Source organism: Micromonospora sp. KC207, assembly GCF_004348615.1.
In the GTDB taxonomy this organism is placed as follows: Bacteria; Actinomycetota; Actinomycetes; order Mycobacteriales; family Micromonosporaceae; genus Micromonospora.
On the sequence record NZ_SMKJ01000007.1, the window covers coordinates 17,299 to 42,356 of the forward strand.

General features: G+C 72.5%; 27 protein-coding genes. 12 read left to right on the top strand and 15 right to left on the bottom strand.

Annotated elements, in window-relative coordinates:
* The first annotated feature begins 79 nt into the window (after window positions 1-79).
* A complete protein-coding gene (locus E1258_RS01740) occupies window positions 80-1,228 on the top strand; it encodes an Mrp/NBP35 family ATP-binding protein (RefSeq protein ID WP_007074410.1) in 1,149 nt (382 codons plus the stop codon).
* 109 nt (window positions 1,229-1,337) lie between these two features.
* Here the strand turns inward: E1258_RS01740 and E1258_RS01745 are convergent, their stop codons facing one another.
* Together E1258_RS01745 and E1258_RS01750 are read right to left on the bottom strand one after the other, a co-directional pair.
* Window positions 1,338-1,769 carry a hypothetical protein gene (locus E1258_RS01745; protein ID WP_007074409.1) on the bottom strand — a complete coding sequence of 144 codons (432 nt, stop codon included), beginning with the start codon at window positions 1,767-1,769 and terminating at the stop codon, window positions 1,338-1,340.
* 70 nt (window positions 1,770-1,839) lie between these two features.
* Complete coding sequence (locus tag E1258_RS01750; protein WP_132396179.1) at window positions 1,840-3,174, bottom strand: S1C family serine protease; 1,335 nt, start codon at window positions 3,172-3,174, stop codon at window positions 1,840-1,842.
* A gap of 254 nt (window positions 3,175-3,428) precedes the next feature.
* Here E1258_RS01750 and E1258_RS01755 point away from each other — a divergent pair, with 254 nt between their 5' ends.
* Window positions 3,429-4,079, top strand: a complete 651-nt coding sequence (locus tag E1258_RS01755; protein ID WP_256370949.1) for an O-methyltransferase — start codon at window positions 3,429-3,431, stop codon at window positions 4,077-4,079.
* Between the two features lies 1 nt (window position 4,080).
* Here E1258_RS01755 and E1258_RS01760 read toward each other — a convergent pair whose 3' ends face one another.
* Together E1258_RS01760 and E1258_RS01765 are read right to left on the bottom strand one after the other, a co-directional pair.
* A complete protein-coding gene (locus E1258_RS01760) occupies window positions 4,081-5,556 on the bottom strand; it encodes a M17 family metallopeptidase (protein WP_132396183.1) in 1,476 nt (491 codons plus the stop codon).
* Between the two features lie 143 nt (window positions 5,557-5,699).
* Complete coding sequence (locus tag E1258_RS01765) at window positions 5,700-5,867, bottom strand: DUF3117 domain-containing protein (RefSeq protein ID WP_007455245.1); 168 nt, start codon at window positions 5,865-5,867, stop codon at window positions 5,700-5,702.
* Window positions 5,868-6,057: 190 nt separating this feature from the next.
* On the opposite strand from E1258_RS01765, the gene E1258_RS01770 reads away from it, so the two are divergent.
* Entirely contained in the window at window positions 6,058-6,870 is an 813-nt protein-coding gene (locus tag E1258_RS01770) for a PaaX family transcriptional regulator C-terminal domain-containing protein (RefSeq protein ID WP_007074404.1), read from the top strand.
* 1 nt (window position 6,871) lies between these two features.
* Window positions 6,872-7,663 carry an enoyl-CoA hydratase/isomerase family protein gene (locus E1258_RS01775; RefSeq protein WP_132396185.1) on the top strand — a complete coding sequence of 264 codons (792 nt, stop codon included), beginning with the start codon at window positions 6,872-6,874 and terminating at the stop codon, window positions 7,661-7,663.
* Window positions 7,664-7,847: 184 nt separating this feature from the next.
* On the opposite strand, the gene E1258_RS01780 is transcribed toward E1258_RS01775, so the two are convergent.
* From E1258_RS01780 to E1258_RS01795, 4 genes are all read right to left on the bottom strand, one after another.
* Window positions 7,848-8,495, bottom strand: coding sequence for a hypothetical protein (locus E1258_RS01780; RefSeq protein WP_132396187.1), 648 nt, complete (start codon window positions 8,493-8,495; stop codon window positions 7,848-7,850).
* A gap of 13 nt (window positions 8,496-8,508) precedes the next feature.
* Window positions 8,509-9,090: a DNA-3-methyladenine glycosylase I gene (locus E1258_RS01785; RefSeq protein WP_132396189.1), complete on the bottom strand. Its 582-nt coding sequence runs from the start codon at window positions 9,088-9,090 to the stop codon at window positions 8,509-8,511.
* Between the two features lie 140 nt (window positions 9,091-9,230).
* Window positions 9,231-9,728 carry an SRPBCC family protein gene (locus E1258_RS01790; protein ID WP_007074400.1) on the bottom strand — a complete coding sequence of 166 codons (498 nt, stop codon included), beginning with the start codon at window positions 9,726-9,728 and terminating at the stop codon, window positions 9,231-9,233.
* Window positions 9,725-10,330: a DivIVA domain-containing protein gene (locus E1258_RS01795; RefSeq protein ID WP_132396191.1), complete on the bottom strand. Its 606-nt coding sequence runs from the start codon at window positions 10,328-10,330 to the stop codon at window positions 9,725-9,727. The genes E1258_RS01790 and E1258_RS01795 overlap by 4 nt, the downstream gene beginning before the upstream one ends.
* 168 nt (window positions 10,331-10,498) lie before the next feature.
* Between E1258_RS01795 and folP the strand changes: the two genes are divergently transcribed.
* The gene (gene folP / locus E1258_RS01800) at window positions 10,499-11,368 is read left to right on the top strand and encodes a dihydropteroate synthase (protein ID WP_132396193.1); all 870 of its coding nucleotides are present in this window, start codon (window positions 10,499-10,501) and stop codon (window positions 11,366-11,368) included.
* Between the two features lie 70 nt (window positions 11,369-11,438).
* On the opposite strand, the gene ndhC is transcribed toward folP, so the two are convergent.
* The gene (gene ndhC / locus E1258_RS01805) at window positions 11,439-11,816 is read right to left on the bottom strand and encodes an NADH-quinone oxidoreductase subunit A (RefSeq protein WP_132396195.1); all 378 of its coding nucleotides are present in this window, start codon (window positions 11,814-11,816) and stop codon (window positions 11,439-11,441) included.
* 915 nt (window positions 11,817-12,731) lie between these two features.
* Here ndhC and E1258_RS01815 point away from each other — a divergent pair.
* Together E1258_RS01815 and E1258_RS01820 are read left to right on the top strand one after the other, a co-directional pair.
* Window positions 12,732-14,576, top strand: coding sequence for a 2-oxoacid:acceptor oxidoreductase subunit alpha (locus tag E1258_RS01815; protein WP_132396197.1), 1,845 nt, complete (start codon window positions 12,732-12,734; stop codon window positions 14,574-14,576).
* Window positions 14,569-15,603 (top strand): 2-oxoacid:ferredoxin oxidoreductase subunit beta, encoded by a 1,035-nt coding sequence (locus tag E1258_RS01820; RefSeq protein WP_007074394.1) that lies wholly within the window; start codon window positions 14,569-14,571, stop codon window positions 15,601-15,603. Before E1258_RS01815 ends, E1258_RS01820 begins: the two co-directional genes overlap by 8 nt.
* Window positions 15,604-15,697: 94 nt before the next feature.
* Here E1258_RS01820 and E1258_RS01825 read toward each other — a convergent pair whose 3' ends face one another.
* Window positions 15,698-16,714 (bottom strand): TrkA family potassium uptake protein, encoded by a 1,017-nt coding sequence (locus E1258_RS01825; protein ID WP_132396199.1) that lies wholly within the window; start codon window positions 16,712-16,714, stop codon window positions 15,698-15,700.
* 205 nt (window positions 16,715-16,919) lie between these two features.
* Between E1258_RS01825 and E1258_RS01830 the strand changes: the two genes are divergently transcribed.
* The gene (locus tag E1258_RS01830) at window positions 16,920-17,567 is read left to right on the top strand and encodes a helix-turn-helix domain-containing protein (protein WP_132396201.1); all 648 of its coding nucleotides are present in this window, start codon (window positions 16,920-16,922) and stop codon (window positions 17,565-17,567) included.
* 134 nt (window positions 17,568-17,701) lie between these two features.
* Window positions 17,702-18,298: a ClpP family protease gene (locus E1258_RS01835; RefSeq protein ID WP_132396203.1), complete on the top strand. Its 597-nt coding sequence runs from the start codon at window positions 17,702-17,704 to the stop codon at window positions 18,296-18,298.
* Window positions 18,299-18,351: 53 nt separating this feature from the next.
* On the opposite strand, the gene E1258_RS01840 is transcribed toward E1258_RS01835, so the two are convergent.
* Window positions 18,352-18,723, bottom strand: a complete 372-nt coding sequence (locus E1258_RS01840) for a helix-turn-helix domain-containing protein (RefSeq protein WP_132396205.1) — start codon at window positions 18,721-18,723, stop codon at window positions 18,352-18,354.
* Between the two features lie 122 nt (window positions 18,724-18,845).
* On the opposite strand from E1258_RS01840, the gene E1258_RS01845 reads away from it, so the two are divergent.
* Both E1258_RS01845 and E1258_RS01850 read left to right on the top strand, forming a co-directional pair.
* Window positions 18,846-19,694, top strand: coding sequence for an SDR family oxidoreductase (locus E1258_RS01845; protein WP_165949602.1), 849 nt, complete (start codon window positions 18,846-18,848; stop codon window positions 19,692-19,694).
* Between the two features lie 260 nt (window positions 19,695-19,954).
* Complete coding sequence (locus tag E1258_RS01850; RefSeq protein ID WP_132396209.1) at window positions 19,955-20,173, top strand: hypothetical protein; 219 nt, start codon at window positions 19,955-19,957, stop codon at window positions 20,171-20,173.
* Between the two features lie 81 nt (window positions 20,174-20,254).
* Here E1258_RS01850 and E1258_RS01855 read toward each other — a convergent pair whose 3' ends face one another.
* Window positions 20,255-21,238 (bottom strand): NAD(P)-dependent alcohol dehydrogenase, encoded by a 984-nt coding sequence (locus tag E1258_RS01855; RefSeq protein WP_132396211.1) that lies wholly within the window; start codon window positions 21,236-21,238, stop codon window positions 20,255-20,257.
* 133 nt (window positions 21,239-21,371) lie between these two features.
* On the opposite strand from E1258_RS01855, the gene E1258_RS01860 reads away from it, so the two are divergent.
* Window positions 21,372-22,088, top strand: a complete 717-nt coding sequence (locus E1258_RS01860; RefSeq protein ID WP_132396213.1) for a TetR/AcrR family transcriptional regulator — start codon at window positions 21,372-21,374, stop codon at window positions 22,086-22,088.
* A 314-nt stretch (window positions 22,089-22,402) separates the two neighbouring features.
* Here the strand turns inward: E1258_RS01860 and E1258_RS01865 are convergent, their stop codons facing one another.
* The 3 genes from E1258_RS01865 to E1258_RS32995 form a co-directional block, all read right to left on the bottom strand.
* A complete protein-coding gene (locus E1258_RS01865) occupies window positions 22,403-23,419 on the bottom strand; it encodes a CU044_5270 family protein (RefSeq protein WP_132396215.1) in 1,017 nt (338 codons plus the stop codon).
* The gene (locus E1258_RS01870; RefSeq protein WP_132396217.1) at window positions 23,419-23,973 is read right to left on the bottom strand and encodes an RNA polymerase sigma factor; all 555 of its coding nucleotides are present in this window, start codon (window positions 23,971-23,973) and stop codon (window positions 23,419-23,421) included. Before E1258_RS01870 ends, E1258_RS01865 begins: the two co-directional genes overlap by 1 nt.
* A 373-nt stretch (window positions 23,974-24,346) precedes the next feature.
* Window positions 24,347-24,484, bottom strand: a complete 138-nt coding sequence (locus tag E1258_RS32995) for a hypothetical protein (protein WP_165949600.1) — start codon at window positions 24,482-24,484, stop codon at window positions 24,347-24,349.
* Between the last annotated feature and the right edge of the window lie 574 nt (window positions 24,485-25,058).

A 25,058-nucleotide genomic window follows, 5' to 3' on the forward strand; every position in this document is an offset into this window, starting at 1 on the left:
GCCAGGCCGCTGCCATCGACTCGCTCACACCGGGCCGCCGGCGGCCGGTACCTATCACCCCCGACGTAGCATTGCGGGCATGTCAGCACCCGTCAGCACCGTCGAGGACGCCGTCCAGGCCGCCCTGGCCACCGTCGACGACCCGGAGATCCGCCGGCCCATCACCGACCTCGGCATGGTCCGCTCCGCGCAGGTCGGCGACGACGGGGTGGTCCGGGTCGAGCTGCTGCTCACCGTGGCCGGCTGCCCGCTGAAGGACAAGCTGCGCGCCGACATCACCGCCGCCGTCGGCGCGGTGCCCGGGGTGACCGGGGTGGAGATCGAGTTCGGGGTGATGAGTCCCGAGCAGCGCCAGGGCCTCCAGGCGAAGCTGCGCGGCGGCTCCGCCACGGAGGAACCGGTGATCCCGTTCGCCCAGCCCGGCTCCCGCACCCGCGTGTACGCGGTCGCCAGTGGCAAGGGCGGCGTCGGCAAGTCCAGCGTCACGGTGAACCTGGCCGCCGCGCTGGCCGCCCGGGGTCTGAGCGTGGGCGTGGTCGACGCGGACATCTACGGCCACTCGGTGCCCCGGATGCTCGGCACGGACGGCCGCCCTACCCGGGTGGAAGACATGATCATGCCGCCGCAGTCGCACGGCGTGAAGGTCATCTCGATCGGCATGTTCACCTCGGGCAACGCGGCCGTGGTGTGGCGCGGCCCGATGCTGCACCGGGCGTTGCAGCAGTTCCTCGCCGACGTCTACTGGGGCGACCTGGACGTGCTCCTGCTCGACCTGCCCCCGGGCACCGGCGACGTGGCCATCTCGCTGGCCCAGCTACTGCCGAACGCGGAGATCCTGGTGGTCACCACACCGCAGGCCGCCGCGGCCGAGGTGGCCGAGCGGGCCGGCGCGATCGCGCTCCAGACCCACCAGCGGGTGGTCGGCGTGATCGAGAACATGTCCTGGCTGGAACTGCCGGACGGTTCCCGGATGGAGATCTTCGGCTCCGGTGGCGGCGAGATGGTCGCCGAGTCGCTGACCCGGACGATCGGGGCCCAGGTGCCGCTGCTCGGCCAGATCCCGCTGGACACCCGGGTCCGGGAGGCCGGTGACGCCGGTAACCCGATCGTGCTGGCCGAGCCGGAGTCGCCGGCCGCAAGGGCCCTCGGTCAGGTCGCCGACCGGCTCGCGGTGCGGCGGGAGTCGCTGCTCGGCAAGCCGCTCGGCCTCAAGCCCGCCGGCCGCTGACCGGGCCGCCTGTCGGCGTACGGCGAGGGCGGCGCTCCGAACGCGGGGGCGCCGCCCCCGCCGTTTCCGGCGGGCTGCCCCATCAGGTGTACGCGGGCGGGCGGCGGGCTCAGGTGGCGTCGTCGTAGCTGGCCGTGCGGGGGGCGGGGGCCATGGCCGCGCCGCCGGAGGTGGCCGTGGCCGCGCCGGGGGTCCTCGCCCGCAGGTCGGCCGACCGGGCCACGTCCTTGAGGTCGTCGTGCACGCCGGTGACGTCGGAGCGCAGGCTGTCGTAGACGCCCTGTAGCGGCTTCCGGATCGCCTGCTCGTCCTCCTCGCTGAGCAGGTGCTTGCGGATGAACGCCTTCGGGTGCAGGTCCTCCAGCTGGATGTCGGTGCCCAGCTCGCGGCTCAGGTCGCCGGTCGCGTTGCGGGCCATGGCGCGCAGGTTGCGCACCATCCGCAGCCCGTCGCTGATGACGTTGGGCAGCCGGTCACCGAAGATCAGCAGCGCCAGGAGCAGCAGCGCACCGATCTCCCACCAGTTGAGGTTCTCGAACACCGCTGGGCCTCCTCGTCGGTCAGGCCAAGACTACGCACGTGACGGCTGGTCGGGGAGGGCCGGCCGGCTCTCACTTGGCGTCTGCGGCGAGGGTCACCGAGGCGTTCTGCCGGCTCGCCCCGCGCCGGTACTCCACCGTCACCACGGATCCCGGGGCGAACTTGCGGACCAGTGCGATCAGGTCGGTCGGGTCGGTCATCGGGCGGCCGTTGAGCCGCAGGATCACGTCGCCCGCCCGGAGCCCGGCCCCGGCCGCCGGGCCCGACGGCTCCACCGACGCCAGGCGTACGCCGCCGGCGCCGCCGCTGGACCCGCCGGCACCGCCGACCTGCGCGCCGATCACCGTACGGCGGGCCTTGCCGGTGCCGATGATGTCCTGGGTGACCCGCTTGGCCTGGTTGATCGGGATGGCGAAGGCGAGCCCGATGTTGCCGGCCTCCTGCCCGTCGGCCACCAGCGACTTGATCGTCGAGTTGACCCCGATCACCCGGCCGGCCGAGTCCACCAGCGGGCCGCCGGAGTTGCCGTGGTTGACCGCGGCGTCGGTCTGGATGGCCGCGTAGTAGCGGGTGGGACCGCCCGGCTCACCGGCCTGCATCGTCCGGTCCAGGGCGCTCACGATGCCGGCGGTCACCGTGTTGGCCAGGGACAGCGGCGAGCCGATGGCCAGCACCGGGTCGCCGACCGCGAGGGCGTCGGAGTCGCCGAACTCCACCGGCCGCAGGCCCGTGGCGGAGGACACCTTGATCACCGCGAGGTCGGACTCCGGGTCCTGGCCGACGACGCTCGCGCCAGCGGTGCTGCCGTCGTTGAACACCACCGTCGCCTTGCCGTTGCCGCCGGCGACGACGTGGTCGTTGGTGACCACGTGCCCGTCGGCACTGACGATGAAGCCGGAGCCCTCGCTCGTGCCGCTCATGCTGGCCACCCGGACAGTCACCACGCTGGGCAGGACGCGCTCGGCGACCCCGGCCAGCGACTCCGGCTTGCGCTGGGCCAGCGCCGGGGCCTCGGCGGAACCGGCGCCGAGCGCCGGACCGCCGGCCGCGCCGCCGCGCACCGCGAAGGCGTACCCCAGGGCACCGCCGAGGGTCCCGGCGAGCAGCGCGGTGATCAGCGGGATGAGCAGGAGCTGGCGCAGCGGCGGCCGGCCCGGCGCGTCCGGGTCGACGACCGGCTCCGGCTCCGCCGCGCCGTCGACGGGGCCGGGCACGACCACGGCCGCCGGGGCGTACGGGTCGCGCCACGGGTCGGCGAGCGCATCGGACCACCAGGGCGAAGCCGGGGAGCCCCGGTGGACGCCGTCTGACGCCGTCGACGGCCCGGCCGGCGGCGCACCGGCCCCCGGCGGTGCCGCCGGAGTCGGAGCTCCCCCGGGCTGGCGCCAGTCCCAGCCGTCGGTCACGTCGGTGCCTCCCAGTCGTCCCCGGCCCCACGCCCCGGGCCGGCAGGGCTGGCCGGTCCGACGACGGGGATACCGCCTCCAGGATTACACGAATGCCGCTAGTGCAGTCAGTGGTTGCGGTGCGTGACCGCCCGGTGGGAATCGCCCGGCCGGGCGGATTCCACCGTGATCGTCCGGCACCGGACTCGCGGCTGCGTCCATCCGCTCCCGCCTCTAGGCTCATACCGCCAACCCGCCCCCGTTGGAGGTGTCCCATCGCCACGGCCGCCAGTTCCGGCAGCTCGACGACCCCGGCGTCGCAGTTCGCCGAGTCGTACGTCACCGAGGACCTCGTGCTGCGGACCGCCCGCAGTCTCGCCCGCGAGGTGGGCCTCGACGCGGTGACCCCGGGCACCGGGGCGGCGCTGCGGCTGCTCGCCGCCGCCGGGAGCGCGCGGGCGGTGGTGGAGATCGGCACCGGCACGGGGGTGAGCGGGGTGTGGCTGCTGCGCGGCATGCGCGCCGACGGCGTCCTCACCACCATCGACGTCGAGGTGGAGCACCAGCGGATCGCCCGCCGGATCTTCGCCGAGGCGGGTTTCCCCGCCGGGCGCACCCGGATCATCACCGGCCGGGCGCTGGACGTCCTGCCCCGGCTCGCCGACGGCGCGTACGACATGGTGTTCGTCGACGCCGAGGCCACCAGCTTCAGCTCCTGCGTGGACGCGGCGCTACGGCTGCTGCGCCCCGGCGGGGTGCTCGCCCTGCACGGCACCCTGGCCGACGGCCGGATCGGCGACCCGGCGGCCCGGGACGTCGAGACGGTGACCACCCGGGAGACGATCAAGGCGATCCGGGAGTCCGAGGACTGGACGCCGGCGCTGCTCTCGGTCGGTCACGGCCTGCTCGCCGCGGTGAAGTGCTGAGTCACCCGAGGGTGGCCAGCCAGCGCAGCAGGCCGCGCACCCCCCAACCGGTGGCGCCCCGGGTCAGCTCGGCGGCGTCGCCGTCGGCCCACGAGGGCGCGGACATGTCGACGTGCAGCCAGCGCTGCCGCAGGTCGCCGGTGAACTCGCGCAGGTAGAGCGCGGCGAGCACCGAGCCGGCGCCCTGGTTCGGGGCGCTGTACAGATCGGCCACGTCACTGCCGAGGTGCTCGACGTAGTCGGCCGGCAGCGGCATCCGCCAGGCCGACTCGCCGGCCGCGTCGATCGCGGCGAGCAGGTCGGCGGCCAGCTCGTCGTTGTCGGAGTAGAGCGCGCCGATGTGCTTGCCGAGTGCCACCATGTTCGCCCCGGTCAGGGTCGCCAGGTCGATCAGCAGATCGGGCTTCAGCTCGGCCACCGCGTACGCCAGCGCATCGGCGAGCACCAGCCGGCCCTCGGCGTCGGAGTTTGTGGTCTCGCTGGTCACGCCGCCGTAGTGGGTGATGACGTCGCCGGGGCGGAACGCCGAACCGCTGACCGCGTTCTCCGCCAGCGGCGCGAGGGTGGTGATCCGGACGGGCAGTCGCAGGGCCGCCGCGCCCAGGGTGGCGGCGACGACGGCGGCGGCACCGGCCATGTCCTTGCGCATCAGCTTCATCGCGGGCACCGGCTTGATCGAGATCCCCCCGGTGTCGAAGGTGATCCCCTTGCCGACCAGGACGACGTGGGTGCGCGCGTCGGCGGGGTGCCAGTCCAGCTCGACCAGGCGCGGGCCGCTGGCGGAGCCGCCGCCGACGGCGAGGATGCCGCCGAAGCCCTCGGCGGCCAGCTCGTCGGGCTGTCGGACCCGCAGGCGCAGATCGGGTTGGCCGGCCACGGCAGCCTCGACCTGCTCGGCGAACCACTGCGGGTTCTTCACCGAGGACGGGGTGTTGGTCAGGTCCCGGGCGAGGTGGGTCATCCGGACGGTGACCTCGGCCCGTTCGACCGTGTCCGCGTACCCGGCCGGGTCGCCGACCGCGAGGTCGACGCCGGTCAACGCCGGGGCCTCGCCGGCCTCGGTGAGCCGGAACCGGTACGACGCCAGCAGCAGCCCCTCGACGAGCCCGCGCACCACATCCACCGACGCATCGACCGGTATAATGATCGTGAGATGTGTCTCACCGGATGCCGCCCGGGCCAGCGCGGCCCCCGCCGCCCGCCAGCCTGGCTCGTCGCCCTCACCGGTCCCGGCCAGCAGCAGCCGGCCCGGGGTGCGCCCCGGCCGCAAGTGGACGTGCGCCTCGCCGGCCCGCCCGGTGGCCCGGGTCGCCGGAACGAGGGCGGCGGCCTCGGCCAGCACGTCGTCGGCGAGCGCCGGCAGGCCGGGCGCGAGCGTGGCCCGCGTGGCCACGTCCTCGGTCGCCCAGGCGGATCGGATGGGCAGGGCCAGGGCGTCGGACCGTTCGGGCCCGCCCACCAGGCGGATGGCAAGCACGCTGGTACGACCTCCAAGAGGGTCGGAAGAGGTGCCCGGGCGCGAGCGAGCCCAGGGCGAAGGCCCTGAGCCACCGGCGGGGCCGGTGGCTCAGGGATTTATGAAGCGCCCGCGCGACAGCCGCCGCCCGGACCGTTTCTCGGTCAGCCGGCGGCTGCCTTCAGTGCGTCACCGAGCGCGTTGGCCTCGTCGGGAGTCATCTCGACGACGAGCCGGCCACCACCCTCCAGCGGGACCCGCATGACGATGCCCCGGCCCTCCTTGGTGACTTCCAGCGGACCGTCGCCCGTCCGCGGCTTCATCGCCGCCATGTTGTCTCCCCTCAGACCTGCAACAGGGTCGGTGGGTTGCCCCACAGCCTCTTCGCCATCACCCACCGCAACGTGCGCGGCGGTGTCGACCAACGATTTTCCCTGATGAACACCGCCGGACCCAAACCGAAGCGGCATTGATGTAACAGGACCTAGCTTATCTTGAGGACGCCTGTCACAATGTGCGGTCATGCAGGCACGGTCGGCACTCTTCGACCTGTACGGCGACCACCTCCGACCCCGGGGTGGCCGCGCGCCGGTCGCCGCCCTGGTCAAGTTGCTCGCGCCGCTGGGGATCGCCCCACCGGCGGTACGCACGGCGGTCAGTCGGATGGTCCGCCAGGGCTGGCTCGACCCGCTCCGGCTGGCCTCGGGCCCGGGCTATTCGATCACACCGAAAGCCGCCAGGCGACTCGACGAGACAGCCGCCCGGATCTACCGGACCGGCCGGGTCAGCTGGGACGGACGGTTCGACATGCTTCTCCTGGAGAACCCCGCGTCCCGCCGGGAGCGGCAGCGCCTCGCCGCCAACCTGAGCTTCCTCGGCTACGGCGCGCTCGACGAGCAGACCTGGGTGGCCACTCGCCCGGCGGAGGACGTCGATGTCCTGCTCGAGGATGCCGGCGTGCGGTACGAGCGGTTCAACGCCGCGCACGCCGGCGGCACCCCCGGCGCGATGGGCGTGGTCCGCCGGGCGTGGGACCTCACAGAGATCGGGCACGCCTACGAACGGTTCGTCGCCGAGCAGCGTCCACTGCTGGCGGCGGTCACGGTGCGCAGCGACGACGAGGAGGCGTACGCGGCCCGGTTCCGGCTCGTGCACGCGTGGCGTACCTTCCTGTTCCGGGACCCGCAGCTCCCCCCGGCGCTGCTGCCCGAGCGTTGGCCTGGCACCGCCGCCGCCAGTTTCTTCGACCGGCACGCGGCCCGGCTGCGGCCGGCCGCCGACCGGTACGTCGAGCGCTGCCTCGACGCCACCAACCGCGAGAGAAGGGTCGTCTGACGTGACCGAGCCGCTGCTCGTCGACCACACCGACGCCGTCGTCACCCTGACCCTGAACCGCCCGACGGCGATGAACGCGCTCGACGTGGCGCTCAAGGAGGCGCTCCGGGACACCCTGGCCGCCCTGGAGTCCGACCGGTCCTGCCGGGCCGTGGTGCTCGCCGGGGCGGGCGGTTCGTTCAGCGCCGGCCAGGACCTGCGCGAGCACGTGCAGGTCCTGGAGTCACCCAGCGCGAACCCGCTGGACACCGTCCGAACCCACTACAACCCGATCGCCGCCCGGCTGGCCAACCTGCCGAAGCCGGTGGTCGCCGCCGTGCGGGGCATGGCCGCCGGGGCCGGGGCGTCGCTGGCCTTCCTGGCCGACTTCCGCGTCGGTGGGCCGAAGACCCGTTTCCTGATGGCCTTCGCCGGAGTGGGACTCGCCGCCGACACCGGCGCCTCGTGGACCCTGCCCCGGCTGGTCGGCCACGCCAAGGCCGTCGAGCTGCTGATGCTCGCCGAGCCGGTCAGCGCCGACGAGGCCAGCCGGCTGGGCCTGCTGACCCGTCTGGTCGACGACGACGAGCAGGTGCTGCCGACCGCGCAGGAGCTGGCCGCCCGGCTCGCCGCCGGCCCGACCGTCGCGTACGGGGCGATCAAGCGGCAGCTCTCCATCGCCGACGCCGGCACCCTCGCCGACGCCCTGGCCGCCGAGGCGCAGGCCCAGTCGATCTGCGGGGCGACCGCCGACCACCGGGCCGCCACCATGGCCTTCGTCAACAAGCAGAAACCCGTCTTCGAGGGACGCTGAACGCAGCCCATAGACAAGCGGGACACCGAATCGCATTCGGGTCGGATCGAGCGAGCCGGCGCTGCCGCCGCTGCTCGCCGGGGCCCGCAGCACGGGCGCCTCCGTGCCGGTGATCGGCCGGAACGCCGCGCGGGGCCCGCCGGACTCGGCCGTGGCCCGGTGCGTGGAGGCCGGCGTGGATCGACTAGTCCTCCTCCGGGTCCTGGTTCGACTCGGCACCGAGGACGAATGCCTGCATCGCCAGCTCGTCGTGCGACGGCGAGACGAAGGTGGGCAGCTCGCGGGGGCCGAGGTCCCGCACGTACGACCAGAACAGCCGGACGGCCTCCGCCGGGGTGGCCGCCTCGATCGGGAGATCCAGGCTGACCAGCCAGGACCGTCGGGCCGGCGGCGGCCCGAGCAGGCCGAGCAGCGCCCGGTAGGCGTCGGCGGAAAGCGCGGTGACCGGCCCGTCGAGGGCCAGCCCTTCGGCCGGCACCGGCTCGTCGAAGGCCCGCCGGGTGTACGCGACCACGAACGCGCCGGAGACCGGGTCGGACTGCGGGTCGTCCGGGTCCTCCCGGCGCTCGGCGGCGGGCCGGGCGACCCGACCCACCGCCACCAGCCGCAGCGGCCCCTCGGTCAGCACGACCACCGGGTCGCCCGGCCGGGGCCCGGCGGGGTCGGTGGCCCCGGCGGGGGCGTCAAGCCCGGTCAGCTCCAGCGTGTCGTGGTGGACGAGCCGCTCGGCGTCGTACCGGCCCGGTGGGAGGAGCACGGCCCAGGCGGCGGCGCCCCGCCCGCCGTCGAACCGGCCGGGGACCGTGCCGGTGCGGTCGTCGGTGTCGGTCATGGGGTCAATCCCATCACGCCGGGGACGAACCGGTGACGTGGCAGCCGGCCAGGTGGTCGTCGACCATGCCGGTGGCCTGCATGAGCGCGTACGCCGTGGTGGGGCCGACGAATCGGAACCCCCGCTTCTTCAGCGCCTTGGCCAGCGCGGTCGACTCCGGGGTCAGCGCCGGCACCTCGGCGAACGACGTCAGCCGGGCGGCCCGGGGCGGCGGCGCGTACGACCAGAGCAGGGCGGAGAGCCCCTCGGGCAGCTCCAGGGCGGCCCGGGCGTTGGCGATCGCCGCCTCGATCTTGGCCCGGTTGCGCACGATGCCGGCGTCGGCCAGCAGCCGGCTCACGTCGGCCTCGCCGTAGGTCGCCACAACCTCGATCCGGAAGTCGTCGAAGGCCAGCCGGAACGCGGGGCGCTTGCGCAGGATGGTCAGCCAGGACAGCCCCGACTGGAACGCCTCCAGGGTCATCCGCTCGTAGAGCGCGTCGTCGCCGCGCAGGCCTCGCCCCCACTCCCGGTCGTGGTAGGCGACGTAGTCCGGGGTGCTCGCCCCCCACGCGCAGCGGGGCAGCCCGTCCGCGCCGATCACCAGGTCAGTCACGGCGTACACGCTAGCGGGAGCCACCGACCGGGTGCGGGCGTGCCGGCGTGGTGGCGGTGTCCGCCCCTCGGGATTACCCCATGCCGGCGATCTGGCGCGAACGCCGCGACCCGAGGCGGCAGGTTGGGCCGCCCGGGCGGTCAGGGCAGGCGACCCTGCTCGACCAGTCGGCCGAACTTCTTCAGCGCCTGGGTGAGGCTGACCTTGGAGCCGGGCCAGAGCACCGGCCAGGCCACCCGCCCGGCGGCACCGCCCGGCAGGTGGAACCACTCGTGCCAGACGACCTGGGTGCGACCGCCCTCGATCTGGGTGCAGCGCAGCACCCCGGGGCCGCGCAGCAGCCGGCCGCAGTGCACCACGCCGATCTCGTACGGCGCGTCGACGCGGACCACCCGCATCTCGTCGCGCAGGACCGCCGGCCCGAGCGCGGTGACGGCCTCCACGAGGCTGCCCTCGCCCCCGTCGCCCTCGACGACCCGGACGGTGGTGAACGGAATCCAGTCGGACTGCCGTTCCCAGGCCAGCAGGCCGGCGAACACCCGGGCGGCCGGCGCGTTGACGATCACCGTGGCGGTGACCTCGCCGGCACCGGGGTGGGCCGCCTCGCGGAGGCCGTCGGCGTCGGCCGAGCCGGTCACGCCGGCTCCGACCCGACCCGCCGCCCGTCGGCCGGGTCCGTCGGCTCGCGGTCGCCGGGCTCCGGGGCAGCGGCCACGGCCGTGCCGACGGTGTCCCGGGCGGTTCCCGGGGCGGAGGCGTCGCCGGCCCACCCGGCGGGACCGGGGTCGGCAGCGGTCACGGTGAGGTCGGCCCCGGTGGCGGCGACAGTAACCTCGGTGACGGTGGCGGTGGCGGTGGCGGTGGCGGCTCCCTCGGCGGCGGCAGCGGCCTGCTCGCGGGTGTGCCGCAGCGCGTCGGCGTCGGCGATCCGTCCCTCGCGCAACGCCGTGACCTCCGCCTCCAGCACGCCGATCAGCTCGGACTTGTACCCGATGTCGTAGGCCGCCCGGCGCAACACCTGGTCGACCTGGGACATCCGGTACCCGCGCAGCGCCGTGTCGAAACGGACCGCACCCACGTCGGACTCGCGCAGTGGCCGGCTGCCCGGCAGCGGAACGGCCTGCCCGTCCGGCTCGACCGGCGCGAGGCCGGGATCGCGGCCGGTGACCAACACCGTCACCCCGAAGACCACCGCCGCGACGGTGAGCGCGACGACCAACATGAGCAGCACCTGACCCATGCAGAGATCGTGGCACGGGAACGGGCCGGGAGCGACCCCGCCGGGCGGGTCCTCCCACAGATCGGTGCAAATCTGTTGGTCGTACCGCCCGGAACGGTCACCGGGCGACCGGCTAGCGTCGGAGGGCGGCCGGATCACCCGGCCGGCGGCGGGAGATCGGGAGGCGGCATGGCCGGGGCGCTTCGGCTCGGGAGTCGAACCTTCGCACCGGGCGAGCTGGTGGTGATGGCCATCGTCAACCGCACGCCCGACTCGTTCTTCGACCGGGGGGCGACCTTCGCGCAGGACAGCGCGCTGCGCGCGGTGGAGCTGGCGGTGACCGAGGGCGCGGAGATCATCGACATCGGCGGGGTCAAGGCCGGCCCCGGCGACGAGGTGGACGTGACCGAGGAGATCCGCCGCACGGTGGACACCATCGCCGCCGTCCGGGCCGCCTTCCCGGACGTGGTCATCTCCATCGACACCTGGCGGGCCGAGGTGGCCGTGGAGGCGGTCGCCGCCGGCGCCGACCTGCTCAACGACACCTGGTCGGGGGCGGACCCGGCGCTCGCCCGGGTCGCCGCCGAGACCGGGGCCGGGCTGGTCTGCTCACACGCGGGCGGGCTGGAACCGCGCACCCGCCCGCACCGGGCGGCCTTCGCCGACGTGGTGGCCGACGTGGTCGCGACGGTGACCGGCCTCGCCGAGCGCGCGGTCGCCCTGGGGGTACGCCCCGACGGCGTCCTCATCGACCCGGCGCACGACTTCGGCAAGAACACCCGGCACTCGCTGGAGATCACCCGCCGGCTCGACGAGCTCTCCGGCACCGGCTGGCCGCTGCTGGTCGCCCTGTCCAACAAGGACTTCGTCGGCGAGACGCTGGACCTGCCCGTGATCGAGCGGCTGGAGGGCACCCTCGCGGCGACCGCGGTGTCGGCCTGGCTGGGCGCCCGGGTGTTCCGCGCCCACCAGGTGAGGCCCACCCGGCGGGTGCTGGACATGGTGGCGTCGATCCGGGGCGACCGCCCGCCGGCCCGCACCCGGCGCGGGCTGGCCTGACCGGTCGCCGGCGCATCCCGGGGCTTGGCGGCACGGCACCTTGGGCGCGACCGGCGGGGCGCGGGCGGGCTCAGGTCCAGCGGAGGATGTTCTTGCGCCAGGCGTAGAGGATGCCGAGCGCCAGCACGCCCACGAAGACGCCCATCTCGGCGACCGTGACCAGCCCGAAGCCCGGCCGGTCGAAGACCACGGCCCACGGGAAGAGGAAGACCGCCTCGACCGCGAACAACACGTACAGGTACGCGTACACGTAGTAGCGGATCTGCATCTGGGCCCAGTCGCCGCCCACCGGGTCGAGGCCGCACTCGTAGCTCGCCCGTTTGCCGGGCGGATCAGCCGGACGGGCGGGCCGTAACACCCGGCTGGCGGAGAACGCCGTAACGAAGAGGAGGGCGCTGGCGAGCAGCAACAGCCCGAGCGTCGCGTACGAGCCCAGGTAACCGGTCACGGTGGGTCAGCCTACCGTGCCGGGACCGGGGCCGTACCGGACACGTTATTGGCGTGCGGGTGAGCACCGACGACGTGACGCCGACCCACGCGTACTGGAACGCGGACGGCACCACGACCGCGCTGCGGGTCACCGTGACCAACACCGGCGACGTCGCGGAGCAGGTCCGGCTCTCGTACACCCTGCCGGCCGGCCTGACCGACGCGGGCACCGCCGGTTGCGCGCCGGCCGACGGTGGCGGGCAACCTCTGCGGCGCGTGGACGACCGCGGCCGGCGCGCGGTTCAGCACCCTGATCAAGGTGCGGGTCGACGGCGACGCCTGGCGACGGATGCCGCTCAGCGGCGCGGTCCGGGTGAGCGCCACCGCCCCGGTGGGCCGCCACCCTGCGACTCACGGTCAGCGCGACCGCCGGAGCGCAGCGCGACGCGCCGCTGGCCGGCGCCGTGGTCGGCCGCCTCGACCCGCGTAGCGGGCGGGCCCGGCAGATGCAGACGAGCTTCCGGATCACCGCGGCAGCCGCCATGGCCACGCCGGTCGTCACGCCCGCACCGGCCGGCCCGGCTCCCACGGACTGACCGGGTCCCCTCGGACCGGCCACCCGTCGTCCGGATCAAGGAGTCGACGCCCCCGGCGACCGGCCCCGCGACCGGTGATCCTGATTACGGCGGCCACGTCAAATCACCTCACAAGCGGCGATAACCACCCGGAATCCGTTCCCACTCGGCGGACCACCGGTCAGGTTCGACACCCCATCCGACGTAGGCTCTCGGGTAGGAATTACAGACCGGACCGGACCACCCACGGGCGGTACGGGGGCAGCGCTGTGTCAAGGAGGTCACGTGGCCGGGCAAGGCGAGGTCATCACCATGTTCAGCCGCCCGCGCGACCGCGCAGAGCGAAGCGAGGGGCAGGCGTGACGAAGCAGATCCGTCAACTCGATCGGGTGGTCATCCGGTTCGCCGGCGACTCCGGCGACGGCATGCAGCTGACCGGCGACCGGTTCACCTCCGAGACGGCCCAGCTGGGCAACGACATCTCCACGTTGCCCAACTTCCCGGCCGAGATCCGGGCCCCCGCAGGTACCCTGCCGGGCGTGTCGAGCTTCCAGGTGCACTTCGCCGACTACGACATCCTCACCCCGGGCGACGCGCCGAACGTGCTGGTCGCGATGAACCCGGCCGCTCTCAAGGCCAACCTGGCCGACCTGCCGCGCGGCGCGGACATCATCGTGAACACCGACGAGTTCACCAAGCGCAACCTCGCCAAGGTCGGATACCAGGCCAGCCCGCTGGACGACGACTCCCTCACCGGGTACGTGGTGCACCCCGTCGCGCTCACCTCGATGACCGTCAGGGCGCTCGCCGACCAGGAGGTGTCCAAGAAGGACGCCGAGCGGGCCAAGAACATGTTCGCCCTCGGCCTGCTCTCCTGGATGTACTCCCGCCCCTACTCCTCGACGCTGCGTTTCCTGGAGCGCAAGTTCGCCAAGCGCCCCGCACTGGTCGCGGCGAACGTCGCGGCCTTCCGGGCCGGCTGGAACTTCGGCGAAACCACCGACTCCTTCTCGGTCCGGTACGAGGTGAAGCCCGCGAAGATGGTGCCGGGCACCTACCGCAACATCACCGGCAACGCGGCGCTCTCGCTCGGCCTGGTGGCCGCGGGCGTCCGCTCCGGCCTGCCGGTGTTCCTCGGTGCGTACCCGATCACCCCGGCCTCGGACATCCTGCACGAGCTGAGCAAGCACAAGCGGTTCGGCGTGATCACCATGCAGGCCGAGGACGAGATCGCCGCCGTCGGCGCGGCGCTCGGCGCGTCGTACGGCGGCTCGCTCGGCGTCACCACCACCAGCGGCCCCGGCGTGGCGCTCAAGAGCGAGACGATCTCGCTGGCGGTGGCGCTGGAGCTGCCGCTGGTCATCGTGGACGTACAGCGGGCCGGGCCGTCGACGGGCATGCCCACCAAGACCGAGCAGGCCGACCTCAACATGGCCCTGCACGGCCGGCACGGCGAGGCCCCGGTCGCGGTGATCGCCCCGAGGTCCCCCTCGGACTGCTTCCACGCGGCGATCGAGGCGGCCCGGATCGCGCTGACCTACCGCACCCCGGTGATCCTGCTGTCGGACAACTACGTCGCCAACGGCTCTGAGCCGTGGCTGCTGCCCGACGTGGAGTCCCTGCCCGACCTGCGGGTCGAGTTCGCCACCGCGCCCAACGGCGACAACGGCACCTTCCTGCCGTACCTGCGCGACCCGCAGACCCTGGCCCGGCCGTGGGCCATCCCGGGCACCCCGGGGCTGGAGCACCGCATCGGCGGCCTGGAGAAGGCCGACAAGACCGGCGACATCTCGTACGACCCGGCGAACCACGACTTCATGGTGCGTACCCGGGCGGCCCGGATCGAGACGATCCCGGTGCCGGACGTCGAGGTGGAGGACCCGGACGGCAACGCCCGGATGTTGGTGCTGGGCTGGGGCTCGACGTACGGCCCGATCGGCGCCGCCTGCCGGCGGCTGCGCCAGCGCGGTTTCTCCGTCGCCCAGGCGCACCTGCGGCACCTGGCCCCGATGCCGGCCAACCTCGGCGAGGTGCTGCGCTCCTACGACCGGGTGGTCATCCCCGAGATGAACCTCGGCCAGCTCGCCCACGTGATCCGGGGCAAGTATCTGGTCGATGCCATCGGCTACAACCAGGTCCGCGGCCTGCCGTTCACGGCCACCGAGCTGGAGACGATGCTGGAAGAGGTCCTGAAGAATGTCTGAGCCCGTCGCCCTCAAGCTCACCGCGAAGGACTTCAAGTCCGACCAGGAGGTGCGCTGGTGCCCCGGCTGCGGTGACTACGCGATCCTCGCCGCCGTGCAGCAGTTCATGCCGGAGCTCAACATCCCCCGGGAACGGATCGTCTTCGTCTCCGGCATCGGTTGCTCGTCCCGGTTCCCGTACTACATGAACACCTACGGGATGCACTCGATCCACGGCCGCGCCCCGGCGATCGCAACGGGCCTGTCGGTGTCCCGCCCGGACCTGTCCGTGTGGGTCGTCACCGGCGACGGCGACGCGCTGTCGATCGGCGGCAACCACCTCATCCACGCGCTGCGTCGCAACGTCAACCTGAAGATCCTGCTGTTCAACAACCGGATCTACGGCCTGACCAAGGGGCAGTACTCGCCGACCTCCGAGGTCGGCAAGATCACCAAGTCGACCCCGGCCGGCTCGGCGGACGCCCCGTTCAACCCGCTCTCGCTGGCCCTGGGCGCGGAGGCCAGCTTCGTCGGCCGCACCATCGACTCCGACCGCAAGCACCTCCAGTCGGTGCTGCGGGCCGCCGCCGAGCACCAGGGCTCGGCGTTCGTGGAGATCTACCAGAACTGCAACATCTTCAACGACGGGGCGTTCGACCAGCTCAAGGAGCCGGGCACCCGGGACGACTTCCTGATCCGGCTGGAGCACGGGCAGCCCATCACCTTCGGCGCCGAGGGGCGGTTCTGCGTCGTGCACCCGCCGGGCGGCTTCGGGCTGGAGGTCCGGGAAACCGCCTCGGTCCGTCCGGAGGAGATCGTCGTGCACGACGCGACGGTCGCCGACCCGGCGTACGCGTTCGCGCTCTCCCGGCTGCCGGGGCTCGACCTGAGCAACACCCCGATCGGCGTGTTCCGCTCGGTCGACCGCCCGTCCTACGACAGCGTCGTCCAGGGTCAGGTCGAGGCGGCGAAGGCAGGGGTCACCGAGACGCCGGAGCAGCAGCTCGCCGGCCTGCTGGGCAGCGGCGACACCTGGACGATCCTCTGAATTCGTCCCGCCCGTACGGCGAGGGAGCCCGGCACCGGAAGGTGCCGGGCCCTGTCGTCCGGCCCGGAATCAGCGCGTCGGGAACCGGGCCCCGTCAGCCCGGCGTGCCGGCGGGCTGCGGACGGTCGTCACGCACGTGCACGAGCATGTCGCCGGTTTCGATGACCGCGGCTGCCCGGTCGGAAAGCGTGACCACCTTGCCCCGCCGGACCAGCGCGATGACGAGGGTGTCCAGCTCGCGCGGGGAGCGGCCGACCTCGCTGCGTTCCGCCGACCGCATGGCCAGCGCCATGCCCTGACCGGGGGTCAGCAGGTCCTCCACCACGTCGATCAGCGGCGGCGCGGAGGTGGACAAGCCGAGCAGCCGGCCGGCCGTGGCGGAGGAGACGATCACGTGGTGGGCGCCGCTCTGCTTGAGCAGCGGCGCGTTCTCGGCCTCCCGGGCCGCCGCGATGATCCGCACCTGGCCGACGGTGAGCTGCCGGACGGTGAGCGCCACCAGGACCGACGCGTCGTCGCTGTCGGTCGCGATGATCACCGCCTTGGCGTTGCGTACGTGTGCCTCGTTCAGCACGGAGGAGCGGGTCGCCGACCCCTCGATCGCGACCAGCCCGGCGGAGGTCGCCTGCCGCAGCGCCCCCGGACTGCGCTCGACCACCACGATTCGGGACTTGTCCAGGCCGTTCTCCAGCAGAGCCGAGACCGCGCTGCGGCCCTTGGTGCCGTAGCCGCAGATGATGACGTGGTCCTTCACGCTTCTCCTCCACCGCGTAAGACGACGGCCGGTCCGGTACTGCTCGGTCAGGACTTCCAGGGTGGTGCCGACCAGGATGATCAGGAAGAGCACCCGGGCCGGGGTGACGAACAGGACGTTGACCAGCCGGGCGGACGGCGCCGCCGGCGTGATGTCGCCGTACCCGGTGGTGGAGAGCGAAACCACCGCGTAGTAGAAGCAGTCGAGGAGCGTGAGACCGTCCTCGTTGACGTCACGGTAGCCGTCCCGGTCGAAATAGACCGCGGCGACGACGGCGAGGACCAGGCCCAGGGCGGCGGCCAGACGCAGGCTCAGCGCGCTCAACGGGCCTCGCCGCTGCGCGGGAAAATGAATCACCGTCGCTGCTCCGCCTCCGCCGCCTGCACGTGCACAACATAGCTGGTACGGGCCGGCCCAGCCCGGCAGGCCGGCAGGTCACCGATGGTAGGGACGCCGTCACCTCGCCAGGACCGAGCCCGGCCGCCGGCGCACGTCCGGGTCGGTGTGCGGCCCGCCGAACCGGCATGATGGGGGCAGTAGTGCCCACCACGAGGAGGCCCGGATGTCGTTGCTGCGGCGGGTGATCGGCGGAGTGCTGCGCCGGGTGCGGCAGCGCCAGGGCCGCACCCTGCGCGAGGTGGCCGAGGCGGCGGGGGTGTCCCTGCCGTACCTCTCCGAGGTCGAGCGCGGGCGCAAGGAGGCCAGCTCCGAGGTGCTGGCGGCGATCTGCCGCGCCCTCGGCATCGGCCTGTCGGACCTGCTGGAGGAGGCCCGCGACGACCTGCGCCGGGTCGAACGGCGGCTGCCGGCCGCGCCCCGCGCGGCCCTGGCCCGCCTGGACCCGGTGGTGCCGGTGGGGGGCGAGACGAGCCCGCGCCCGCGCCTCGGGTTCCACGCCGACGCTTCCGCGCCGCAGTCGGGCGGGACGCCTCGGGTGGAGTGCCCCGCGCCGGTGTCCGCCGGTCGGGTGCTCCGGCTCGGCGGGGTCACCCCGTCTGCGGGCGGCCGGCTGCTGCACGTCGGCGGGGCGGCATTCGGCGCGCCTGTGGCGTCGGTGGGCGGGGCGGTGGGGCACCTCGGATCGGCCGGGCACGTGTGGCCGATCCGGCTGTTCGCCTCCGCGCCGCTGCGGCGTCCCGCCGTGCGTACCGCCCGGGTGCTGGCCCGGCGGCGGGCTCAGGCGGACCGGCGGCGGCTGACCGTTCGCTAGGCCCGGCCGGTTCTGCCGACGGCGGATCTGCCGCCGGCAGAAACGCTGGGATCGCGCCCCAGGCCGGGCGGACGCTGGGGGCACCGGTTCCCCTGGGCGGCTCCCGTCGCCTGCCGGCGGCGTGGAGGCTCGTGATGATCAGGTACGACGTACGGATGCGGAACGGCGGTCAGCCGTCCTTCGACGACCAGGTCTTCCAGCAGTTGCTGCGGGAGCGGATCATCTTCCTCGGCACGGAGGTCACCGACGAGTCGGCCAACCAGATCTGCGCGCAGCTCCTGCTGCTGGCGGCCGAGGACAGCGAGCGGGACATCTACCTCTACATCAACTCGCCGGGCGGCTCGGTGAGTGCCGGAATGGCCGTCTACGACACCATGCGGTACGTCCGCAACGACGTGGCCACCCTCGCGCTCGGCATGGCCGGCTCGATGGGTCAGTTCCTGCTCTGCGCGGGCACCGCCGGCAAGCGGTACGCCCTGCCCCACTCGCGGATCATGATGCACCAGCCGTCGGGCGGGTTCGGCGGCACGGTGGCCGACATCACCATCCAGGCAGAGAACATGCTGCACGTCAAGCGCACCATGCAGGAGCTGATCGCCCGGCACAGCGGGCGCACCCTGGAGCAGATCCGGCAGGACTGGGACCGGGACCGCTGGTTCACCGCCGAGGAGGCCCGGGAGTACGGCCTGGTCGACCAGGTGCTCACCCGGGTCGACCAGCTGACGGCCTGACCGGGGACTCGGCCGACCGGCGCGGGGCGGTGCGGCCGGGCAACCGGGCGGTGTCAGCCGGCGGTGTCGTAGCGGACGCGGGCGGCCTCGACCTCACCGAGGTGGGTCGTCGCCCACGCCTCCAGCCCGCCCACCAGGTCGAGCAGGCTGCGCCCGAGGTCGGTCAGCGCGTAGTCGACCCGGGGCGGGACGGCGGCGTGCACGGTGCGGGTGATCAGGCCGTCGCGCTCCAGCCCGCGCAGCGTCTGGGTGAGCATCTTCTGGCTCACTCCCTCGATGTGCCGGGCCAGCTCGCTGAAGCGCTTCTCCCCGCCGGCGAGGGTGAGGACGACGAGCACGCTCCACCGGTCGCCGATCCGGTCGAGGACCTGCCGGCTGCCGCAGTTGCGGGCGAAGGGAGTGGGTTTCACGTCTTCACTCTCCATCAGTTAGTGCCTTACTTCAAGGTGCCTACTCTCCAACGGGAAGTCAAGGAGAAAGCATCCCGTTGCACCGGACGACGGATCCGACCCCGGAGATCGTCTCCGCCACCGAGAGGGAGCACATCATGTCCATCGTCGTCACCGGAGCCTCCGGCCACCTCGGCCGGCTGATCGTCTCCTCGCTGCTCAACCGGGGCATACCGGCCGGCGAGATCGTCGCGCTCGGCCGGGACACAGCCAGGCTCGCCGACCTCGCCGATCGCGGCGTGACAACACGGCAGGCCGACTACACAGACCCCGATTCGCTGCGCAGCGCGTTCGCCGGGGCCGAAAAGCTCATGTTCGTCTCCGGCAGCGAGATCGGGCAGCGCATCGCCCAGCACCGCAACGTCGTAGCCGCCGCCCGCGAGGCCGGCGTCGGGCTGGTCGTCTACACCAGCATCGCCAACGCCGACCGCTCCGGCATGATCCTCGCCAGCGAACACCTGGCCACCGAGCGGGAGATCGTCGGCGCGGGCCTGCCGTACGTGATCCTGCGCAACGGCTGGTACCTGGAGAACTACACCGACCAGGTCCCGACGTACCTCCAGTTCGGGGTGACCGGATCGGCGGGTGACGGGCGGGTCAGCGCCGCGACCCGCGCGGACCTCGCCGAGGCCGCCGCCGCGGCGCTCACCGGCGCGGCGGAGACCAACCGGGTGTACGAGCTGGGCGGCGAGGCGTTCACCCTGACCGAACTGGCCGAGGAGGTGTCCCGGCAGACCGGTCGCGCCGTCGGGTACACCGACCTGCCGGCGGAGAAGTTCACGGAGGTGCTGGTCGGCGCCGGCCTGCCCGAGGGCTTCGCCGCCGTCCTCGCCGACAGCGACCGGGGCCTGTCCCGGGGCGCGCTGCACGTCGACGGCGACGACCTGGCGAAGCTGATCGGCCGGCAGCCGACCACTCTCGCCGAGGCGCTGCGCGCCGCGCTCTGAGCCGCCGCCGTGGGCCCCGCCCGCAAATGCGCGGGCGGGGCCCACGGTGCCTTCGATCCGTTTATCGCCAGTGTCCGAATGCCCGGTTGGTGAACGCGGTCGATCGGCCCGTCGCCTGGTCGCGCCGTTTTCGACGGCGGTAGAGCACCCGGATCCCGGCCGGCGCGCCGGCGGTAGAGCACCCGCCTCCCGACCCGCTCCCGAAATTCGCTCACCGTCGCGACTGACGCCGCCCCCACGCCTGCTGGTACGGTCGCAAGGTGATCGTCGAGGAACACTGGTGGAACGGGGACGCGACCAAGCGAGGGCGTCGCGACGTCTACATCCGTACCGATGGTCAGCGCTGGGAGGTTCAGGCGCAGATCGGTGGTGAGCACGGCCGCTCAGAGGTGCTGGAATGCTCCAGCCAAAGCTCCGCGAGCATCCTCGCGGGGGCGTGGCGCGGCGGCAACCCCGCCTGGCGGGAACTGCGACGCTGAGCGTCGCCCGCCGGGGGCCAGGCTGCCGGCGGCGCCAGTCGCCCGGCTTCGGGGCGCGGCTGGGGATGCGCGGGTGACCGGTCAGATGATGATGACCACTTTGGCTCGCGCGTGTTCGCCCTCCAGGTACCGAATGGCTCGGGGCACCTCGCGCAGCGGGTAGGTCCGGTCGACGACCGGGGTGAGTCGCCCGGCCTCGGCGTGGGCACGAAGCGTGTCGAGGTGTTGCCGGCCCGGCGCCGTGGTGAGAACGGCGATGCGGTGGCGGACGAACGGTGCCACCAGGCGTCCACGCGCGATCAGCCCGACCGGTCCGACGAGACTGCCGCCCTGGTACACGCCGCCCCCGGAGAGCACCAGCGTCCCGGTCGGGGTCAGCGCCCGCCGCAGTGCGGTGAGTGACCGGTTGCCGACCAGGTCGAACACGAGATCGTGGCGACCTGCCTCGCGGGTGAAGTCGTCGCGGGTGTAGTCGACGACGCGGTCGGCGCCGAGGGAGCGGACCAGGTCGACGTTGCGGGTGCTGCACACTGCGGTGACGGTGGCGTCGAACGCCTTGGCCAACTGCACGGCCAAGGTGCCCACGCCGCCGGATGCGCCGTTGACGAGGACCCGGTGGCCGGGCTCGACCCGTCCGACGTCGCGCAGCCCCATGAGCGCGGTGACGCCGGCCAGCGGCAGGGCTGCCGCCTGCTGCGGGGTCAGGTTCGCCGGCTTCGGTGCGACCAAGGCCTCGGGCACACACACGTACTCGGCGAACGCGCCGTTGGCGTCGCCGAGGTCGCCGAAGACGGCGTCGCCCGGGCGCACCTGCCGAACGTCGGCCCCGACGGCCTCGACCCGGCCGGCGAAGTCGCGGCCCCGGATGCGCGCCCGGGGCCGCGACCGGCCGAGGGCCAACCGCGCCATCCGCGGGTCGCCACGCATGACATGCCAGTCGTACGCGTTGAGCGCGGCGGCTTCGACCCGCACGAGCACTTCGCCGGCGGCCGGCTGCGGCACGTCGACGTCCGCGAGCGTGAGCGTCTCCGGTGGACCGTACCTGTCCTGAACGATCGCCTTCATTCTCGCCTCCCAGCGGGTGTACGGCGTACACCTTGACAGGAATCGTAGGTGTACGCCGTACACCCGTCAAGGCGGTTAAGGTTTCGAACGCTGCCGGAAGACGGGGACGGAGATGGCTGAGCAGGCTGAGGAGATGGCTGAGCAGGCTGAGACGCTGCGCAGAGCGCCGCTGAGCAGGGACCGGATCCTGCGCGCCGCCATCGCGCTCGCCGACGCGGCCGGGATCGACTCCCTCAGCATGCGCAACCTCGCCCAAGAGCTGGGCGTCGTCCCGATGGCCCTCTACAAGCACGTGGCCAACAAGGACGAGTTGATAGCCGGCATGATCGACATGGTCGTCGGTGAGATCGACCCGCCGCTGCCCGACGCCGACTGGAAGCACACGGTCCGCGAACGCGTCCTCTCCGCGCGGCAGGCGCTCCGACGCCATCCGTGGGCACCGCTCGCGATCGAGTCGCGAACCACGGCGACGCCGGCCATCCTCGCCTACCTCGATTCGGTGGTCGGGACGCTGCGGGCAGGCGGATTCTCCGCCGACCTCGCCCACCACGTGATGCACGCCATGGGCAGCCGGATCCTGGGCTTCAGCCAGGAATTGTTCGACACCTCCCGGCACGCCGGCCGCTCCGGACCGGCCAATTCGGACCCGCCGGCGGAGCTACCGCCGGAGATCGCGGCCCGGTTCCCGCACCTCGCGGAGATTGCCACGGCGGCGTCCCACGACGACGGCTCGGTCGTGGGGCAGGGCTGCGACGACCAGTTCGAGTTCGAGTTCGCACTGGACCTCCTGCTCGACGGCATCGAGCGGCTGCAACAGCAACGCTGGACGTCGTCGCACCGTCCCCGCTGAGCCAGCCAGTCACAAGCGCAGCACCGTGCAGCGTGACATCCGCGGTGACGAGCGGCAGGCGCTCTCATCGCAGCGCCCCCAGCCGTAGGTCACCCCCTCCCGGCCGGAATGATCAGGTCCACGATCTGACCATCGTGGCGGTGCACAAGTGACTGTCTCGACTCATGGCCAGTTGGTCTGCCTGGTCGACATGGCCTCGGGCGGTCCGAAATGCCTCGTTGCCACCGGCTTGCGGCCCGTGGGATCGCCCAGCCCCGACCGTCATCGTCAAGCGCGGCCGGGGCCACCGTAGAGGCGGCCCCGGCACCGGCAATTCAGTTGAGTCGATCGGTCCAGGCAGTATCGAGTAGTACCTGGTACGCGCTGATCCGTACCGGCGAGAGGGTCAGCCGCTCGTAGGCGAGCAGTTCGCCCGTGTTCGGATTGAAGATCAGCAAGGACTGCGCGTTGTGCTCGCGGTCGTCGAAGGTGATGGCTACACCCTGCCGGCCGGCCCGATCGGTTACCTGTCCCCGCCACAGGAACCCAGGCACATTGGCAAGGACCCGCAGGATCTCCGCTCGCGTCTGACGCGGAACCACATACCGCCCGTACACCATGCTGACCTCCTTGCCGACGGTGCCGGCGCCGAACCTGACCTTGAGCAGTTCGTTCAGCTGCGCTCGACCCGACGGCAGCGGCGCGAGGTTCTTCGGTGGCAGCGGAATGCTGTCAGGCGCACGGGTGGCGGAGGCGGCAGCCTTGGGCTTGAGGTTGCGCTGCCAGTAGTCCCGAGACTCCTGGTCCGGATACTGCGGCTCGAGTTGAACCGTGACCTGCTTACCGGTGCCGTCGGCGGCCTGCCAGAGTCTGGTATCGGCCGCGAAAGCGACGTGGTGGCGACCGTCGGAAGACGTCATCACCGGGTCGCCCCACGTCTTCGTCTGGTGGTACATGTACCGGCCCGTACTGTTGTCGTACTCCGCATCGACAAGGCTGCTCGCCAACGCGCGCAGTTGCCTCCCAGCATCACGGGTGCCAGAGCCGTACGCCACCGGCACGAGCACCACCCCCGAGTCCGCCCCGGGCGGACTGGCGGTCTGCGGGGCATCCGGGCTGAGCGGGCCGAACGTTTGGGCGATTGCTGCGGCGCCGACCGCTACGGCCAGCGTCCCGGCCGTCAAGACCAGCCTGCGCGTCGGGCGTGCCTGGCGGCGACCGGCGACCGGCTCGGCGATAGCCTCCGCTCGGACGATCAGATCGTGTGCCGAAAGCCGGGGCGGTGCGAGGGTGCTGTGCCGGGCCGGGTCAGCCGGACCGAGGAGGGTACGCGTTCGCTCTTCTCCGAACATCACATGACCTTTCGAGGACTGGCCAACACCGGCTGCTGTGCCAGCGGTACAGCTCGGTACGACATCGCTTCGTTGAGGCGCCTACGGGCGCGGTGCAGACGCACCGCAGCGGTGGTACGGGTACAGCCGAGGACCTGAGCGGCCTCGGAAACTGTCAGTTCCTCCCAACCGACCAGCCGGAGGATTTCCTGATCGAGGTCGGCGAGGGTGGCTAGAGCGGCCTGTAGGTCGGCGACCCCCACGGTCGCGTCCGCGCCGGACGTTCCTGGCTCCCGCAGAAAACCAGCATCGGCAATCGCTAGCACATCCGGCGCAGCTCGCCGAGCTCGCCATGCGTTCGCAAGCAGGCGACGAGCCACCCCGTACAGCCAGGGCAGGCTGCGGTCCGGCACCTCGCGGCGACGCCGCCAGGCGATGACGAACACCTCCTGAGCGAGTTCAGCCGCCGCGTCCAGATCGGCAAGCCGACGCTGGCCGTACTTCACAACCTGTCCGTATTCGGCCGTGTAGACCCTGGTGAACCAATCCTCGTCACGCTTTCCCGGTGGACCCATCCAAGACTCCCGCCTGGTTGACGAACTCTCACCCTGGCTTGTGTCACCACCGGTCCGATGATTACCGACCTCCCACCACCCCTCACGCGCCGTACGACTTCCCCTGCAGCAACAGCTCCACCGGAGCGGGCCTTCGACGGGCTCCCACAAGCCTCAGCAGCTGCTTCCGTTCAGGGCCCATCCTGCGGAACTCAAGCAAATCTCCTCGTCGGGCAGTCGCCCAGACCATCCCTACCCCGTGAGCTGGGCATCGCCCCGGAGTGCATCAAGCTGCCCAACGGCGAACTGCGGATCGAGCGGCGGGACCTGCGGGCCTGCCTGGAACAGCACCGGGAGGCGGCGTGAAGTCGCGTGAGGTGCGGATCCGAGGCATTCAGGTCAACGCGCTGGCGGGCCGCAAGAAGTCGTACACCTTTCGGTGGGTGGTGGGGACGGGGCCGAAGTCGCGGACGTTCGGCAGCGGGGCACCGGCGGACAACTTGCGGCCCACGACGACCGGGGGCTGAAGCACCGGGGCGAACCGGAGGCGCTGAAGGTGCCGGCCCCGCCGGAGCTGGTGGCGATCCTGCGAGCGCATATCGACCGGTTCGGGGTCAGCACCGGGCGGTTGTTCCGCAGCGACCGGGCAACGTGGTGGTGGCGTCGTCGACGTACTCCCGGGTCTGGAAGGACGCACGGCGGTTGAGCCTGCCGCCGGCGGGTGGTCTCTGCCTGGTCGGTCGCCCGTACGACCTGCGGCACGCCGGGGTGTCGCCGAGGTCGTTGACGCCTTGTCGGCTGACGTCGCTCGTCACTCGTGATCGCCGGCCGGCTTGGCTGTACGGATTGCTGCAGCCAAATGGCTTAGGGAGTGTGGAGACGGCCAGCAGTCGCACCGCAGTGACCTGGCTTGACCTGCGCGATCGCGCCGGCAGCTACGCCCGGGAGTCCGCCGTCGACCCTCGGCTTCCGCGCCAACGGGCAGGGCGTGCAACCGGCGCGAGGGAAACTTGTGACAGTCTTCGGGTCTGGCCCGGTAGCATCGCCGCAGATTCAGGCATCATCCGATCTTGATGCGCACTCCAGGCGTGTTGGGCGAGGATGGG

What these genes read in the sequence shown, in the direction of transcription:
- folP (WP_132396193.1), top strand. Translation starts at nt 10,499, where the DNA reads ATGGCCGGGGCGCTTCGGCTCGGGAGTCGAACCTTCGCACCGGGCGAG.
- E1258_RS01795 (WP_132396191.1), bottom strand. Translation starts at nt 10,330, where the DNA reads ATGGGTCAGGTGCTGCTCATGTTGGTCGTCGCGCTCACCGTCGCGGCG.
- E1258_RS01855 (WP_132396211.1), bottom strand. Translation starts at nt 21,238, where the DNA reads ATGAAGGCGATCGTTCAGGACAGGTACGGTCCACCGGAGACGCTCACG.
- E1258_RS01840 (WP_132396205.1), bottom strand. Translation starts at nt 18,723, where the DNA reads ATGGAGAGTGAAGACGTGAAACCCACTCCCTTCGCCCGCAACTGCGGC.
- E1258_RS01770 (WP_007074404.1), top strand. Translation starts at nt 6,058, where the DNA reads ATGCAGGCACGGTCGGCACTCTTCGACCTGTACGGCGACCACCTCCGA.
- E1258_RS01870 (WP_132396217.1), bottom strand. Translation starts at nt 23,973, where the DNA reads ATGGGTCCACCGGGAAAGCGTGACGAGGATTGGTTCACCAGGGTCTAC.
- E1258_RS01835 (WP_132396203.1), top strand. Translation starts at nt 17,702, where the DNA reads ATGATCAGGTACGACGTACGGATGCGGAACGGCGGTCAGCCGTCCTTC.
- E1258_RS01765 (WP_007455245.1), bottom strand. Translation starts at nt 5,867, where the DNA reads ATGGCGGCGATGAAGCCGCGGACGGGCGACGGTCCGCTGGAAGTCACC.
- E1258_RS01860 (WP_132396213.1), top strand. Translation starts at nt 21,372, where the DNA reads ATGGCTGAGCAGGCTGAGACGCTGCGCAGAGCGCCGCTGAGCAGGGAC.
- E1258_RS01845 (WP_165949602.1), top strand. Translation starts at nt 18,846, where the DNA reads ATGTCCATCGTCGTCACCGGAGCCTCCGGCCACCTCGGCCGGCTGATC.
- E1258_RS01820 (WP_007074394.1), top strand. Translation starts at nt 14,569, where the DNA reads ATGTCTGAGCCCGTCGCCCTCAAGCTCACCGCGAAGGACTTCAAGTCC.
- E1258_RS01865 (WP_132396215.1), bottom strand. Translation starts at nt 23,419, where the DNA reads ATGTTCGGAGAAGAGCGAACGCGTACCCTCCTCGGTCCGGCTGACCCG.
- E1258_RS01740 (WP_007074410.1), top strand. Translation starts at nt 80, where the DNA reads ATGTCAGCACCCGTCAGCACCGTCGAGGACGCCGTCCAGGCCGCCCTG.
- E1258_RS01780 (WP_132396187.1), bottom strand. Translation starts at nt 8,495, where the DNA reads ATGACCGACACCGACGACCGCACCGGCACGGTCCCCGGCCGGTTCGAC.
- E1258_RS01830 (WP_132396201.1), top strand. Translation starts at nt 16,920, where the DNA reads ATGTCGTTGCTGCGGCGGGTGATCGGCGGAGTGCTGCGCCGGGTGCGG.